General features: G+C 76.5%; 1 protein-coding gene. It reads right to left on the bottom strand.

The window, feature by feature from the left end; all coding sequences use genetic code 11:
* Positions 1-481: bacillithiol biosynthesis protein BshC (bshC, locus tag QOL99_RS17575; protein WP_285525697.1), on the bottom strand; the 481-nt coding region annotated here is incomplete at both ends.

The raw sequence follows: 481 nt of genomic DNA, 5'->3' as shown, positions 1-481 counted from the left end.
CGCCCCCAGCCGCGAGAGCAGCCGCGCCACGTTCGGCTCCAGCCAGGTCACGCTCAGCCGGGGCCACAGCAGGGGCTGCCGCAGGCCATGCAGCCCGTACACCCCGCCCAGCTGCGCCCCGTACGCGATCTCGCCCGGCCCCACCACAAAGGCCAGGGTGGGCAGCAGCGCGTCCTGCACGACCGGGCGCAGGCCTGCCGCCGGGGTCAGCCGCGAGGGATCGGCGGCCAGGAGGTCCAGCAGGTCCTCGCGGGTGTACTCCCGCGTCTCGGTGGCGAAGCGGCGTCCGCCGAACCTCAGCAGGCGCCGCCCCCCGTCCTCCTCCTCCACAAAGAGGTTGGTCGCCCCCGCCGGGCGGCGCAGTTGCGGCTCGTAGCCCGCCGCCGACAGTCGCGCCGCCGCGTCCTCGACGAGCGCGGGTCCGGCCAGCGGGTCCTCCAGTTCGCGGGCCAGGGTGGGGGCCATTCGCCGCGCCAGTGCG

Source organism: Deinococcus rhizophilus (genome assembly GCF_030271215.1).
GTDB lineage: Bacteria > Deinococcota > Deinococci > Deinococcales > Deinococcaceae > Deinococcus > Deinococcus rhizophilus.
The sequence above is the reverse complement of the archived record's forward strand: the minus strand, read 5'-3'. Positions and strand labels throughout refer to the sequence as shown.